3 protein-coding genes are annotated in these 2,699 nt (G+C 65.0%); all 3 read right to left on the minus strand.

What is annotated here, in order from left to right:
* Nucleotides 1-140 precede the first annotated feature (140 nt).
* A complete protein-coding gene (mtaB, locus tag SO180_RS42265; RefSeq protein WP_449384687.1) occupies nucleotides 141-1,394 on the minus strand; it encodes a tRNA (N(6)-L-threonylcarbamoyladenosine(37)-C(2))-methylthiotransferase MtaB in 1,254 nt (417 codons plus the stop codon).
* Entirely contained in the window at nucleotides 1,394-2,266 is an 873-nt protein-coding gene (gene dapF / locus SO180_RS42270; protein WP_449384688.1) for a diaminopimelate epimerase, read from the minus strand. Before dapF ends, mtaB begins: the two co-directional genes overlap by 1 nt.
* Before the next feature lie 72 nt (nucleotides 2,267-2,338).
* On the minus strand, nucleotides 2,339-2,699 hold a 361-nt coding region (locus SO180_RS42275; RefSeq protein ID WP_449384689.1), incomplete at its 5' end, for a hypothetical protein.

The following is a 2,699-nucleotide window of genomic DNA, read 5'->3' on the forward strand; positions in this document are numbered from 1 at the left end:
TCGAACAAGGAGATGATCTGAAATGATCTAACAACCACTCATCCTTGACCAAGCCCATACAAGTATTCCAGAGGCAGTGATGGGATACGGAGAAGCCGCGGCGTACCGGGTCGCCCGGTCGAGCCGGGCGACGACAGCGATTATGTGGTCAGCCGCTCGCCATCCTCACCGACGACCTGAAGCGGCACGACACTTCCCACCGCTGCCCCAGCGACCGCCACCGGCAGATAGTGCTCCGTGCGCCCCTGGCTGGCGCTCTCGATCAGCACCTCGCGGCTCGCGCCGACCTCGGCCTTTAGCCTGCGCCGCAACGCCGCTTCACCTGCCGCACGCAACCGTCTCGCGCGATCCTTGATCACCGCGCCTGCGACCTGCGGCATCCGCGCGGCCGGTGTGCCGGGGCGCGGCGAATAGGGAAAGACGTGCAGGAAGGTGAGACCGCATTCCTCGACGAGATCGCGCGAGCGCGCAAACATCTCTTCCGTCTCGGTCGGAAATCCCGCGATGATGTCAGCGCCGAGCGCGATGTCCGGTCGCAGGCGGCGCACCTGCTCGCAGAACGCAATAGCGTCCGGGCGCGAATGCCGCCGCTTCATCCGCTTCAAGATCATGTCGTCGCCGGATTGCAGCGACAGATGCAGATGCGGCATCAGCCGCGCATCGTCGGCGATGGCATCGAGCAGATCGCCATCTGCCTCGATCGAATCGATCGATGAGATGCGCAGGCGCTTCAGCTCCGGCACATGCCGCAAGATCTGCTTCGTCAGCATTCCGAGTTTTGGCGCGCCCGGCAGGTCGGCGCCGTAGCTCGTGAGATCGACGCCGGTCAGCACGATCTCGGCATGGCCGCGCTCCGTCAGCCCGCGCACCTGCTCGACCACCGCGCCCATTGGCACGGAACGCGAATTGCCGCGACCGAACGGGATGATACAGAAGGTGCAGCGATGGTCGCAGCCGTTCTGCACCTGCACGAATACGCGCGGCAGGCCGCTCGCAAAGCCGTCGATCAGATGCGGCGCCATCGCCTTCACCGCCATGATGTCGCTGACCGCGATCTTGTCGCCGTTGCCGATATCGAACGCGGCACGCGCCTCACGCCAGGCTTTGGGGTGCATCTTGTCGTCATTGCCGACGACGCGATCGACCTCGGCCATATCAGCGAACATGTCGCTTTGTGTCTGCGCCGCACAGCCGGTGACGACAATGCGTGCGCCGGGGCGCTCGCGCTTCAATTTACGGATCGACTGCCGGGCCTGCGCCACTGCCTCGTTGGTGACCGCGCAGCTATTGATGACGATGGTGTCGGAAAGCCCTGCGCCTTCCGCCTCGCGGCGGATCACCTCGGCCTCGAAGGCGTTGAGACGGCAGCCGAAGGTTACGACCTCGACGCCCATCAGGCGACCGAGGCGAACAGCGCCGGATCGAAATTGCCCTCATATTCGAAGGTCGCGGTGCCCGTCATCAGCACGTGATCGTCGCCCTCGCGCCATTCGATGCCGAGCTTGCCGCCGGGCAGCGTGATCTCGACGCTGCGGTTGGTGCGCTTCAGCCGCGCCGCTGCGACCGCCGTCGCGCAGGCCGCCGAGCCGCAGGCCTTCGTAAGCCCTGCGCCGCGCTCCCAGGTGCGGATCGTGATGTGGTCGCGATCGACGATGTGGGCGAGCGTGATGTTGGCGCGCTCGGGGAAGATCGGATGGTTTTCCAGCAGCGGTCCAAAGCGCCCGAGGTCATAGGCGTTGACGTCGTCGACCCAGAAGATCGCGTGCGGATTGCCCATGCTCACGGCCGACGGCGAATGCAGGATCGGCTTGTCGATCGGCCCGATCTGCAACTCGATGTAACGGGTGTCGCGAAACTCCTCCGCCAGCGGAATGTCCTGCCAGCCGAACTTCGGCGCACCCATGTCGACGGTATAGAGATCGGGTGCGGGGCCCTGCCAGCAATTGAGAAGGCCCGCGGCGGTTTCGAACGTCGCCGTGGTCTGCCTGGTCGTCTCGAAGATCCTACGCACCACGCAGCGCATGCCGTTACCGCAGGCGCCGGCCTCCGAGCCGTCATTGTTGTAGATGCGGATGAAGGCTTCGGTGCCATCGAGCCGCGGCTTCTGCAGCACCATGAGCTGGTCGTAGGGCACACCCTTCACGGAGGCGACCGCGCGCGCGTCGTCCGGCGTGACCGGGGCAGCCGAATCCCGCATGTCGACAACGACGATCTCGTTGCCGATGCCGTTCATCTTGGCAAATGCGTGGTTGGCGAGGGCGCTCATGAAATGTCCTGAATTTCGCCTGTCTTATATGGCGATCATGGGACGGTTGGCCAGTCATTTGCCGCGTGTGCCCTATGACGCATCTGTCATGGGACGAATTTGGGCCATGCGTGTTAGATAGGCGCGTTCGCGCGAACCGGGACGCGCACGTGGTGCAAGAAATGCGGGCAGGGCCTTACTTGCCTTGGGGAGACACGCAATGACGAGCTTTTTCCGTCCTTTTCTGGCCGCGGTGATCCCCGCAGCGGCCGTTACCCTCTGCCTCTCCGGCGCGTTCGCCCAATCGCCGACCCCGGCACCGGCAGCCTCCGCAAGCCCCTCACCGGCAACCTCGCCCTCGCCGGCCGCCAGCGCATCGCCCTCACCCGCGACGTCCCCATCGCCGGCTCCGGCGGCCAGCGCCTCCCCCTGTGTCTTATACACAGCTGACGCT

Source organism: Bradyrhizobium sp. UFLA05-112, assembly GCF_053572325.1.

Coding starts and splice junctions, on each gene's coding strand:
- mtaB (WP_449384687.1), bottom strand. CDS start 1,394: ATGGGCGTCGAGGTCGTAACCTTCGGCTGCCGTCTCAACGCCTTCGAG.
- dapF (WP_449384688.1), bottom strand. CDS start 2,266: ATGAGCGCCCTCGCCAACCACGCATTTGCCAAGATGAACGGCATCGGC.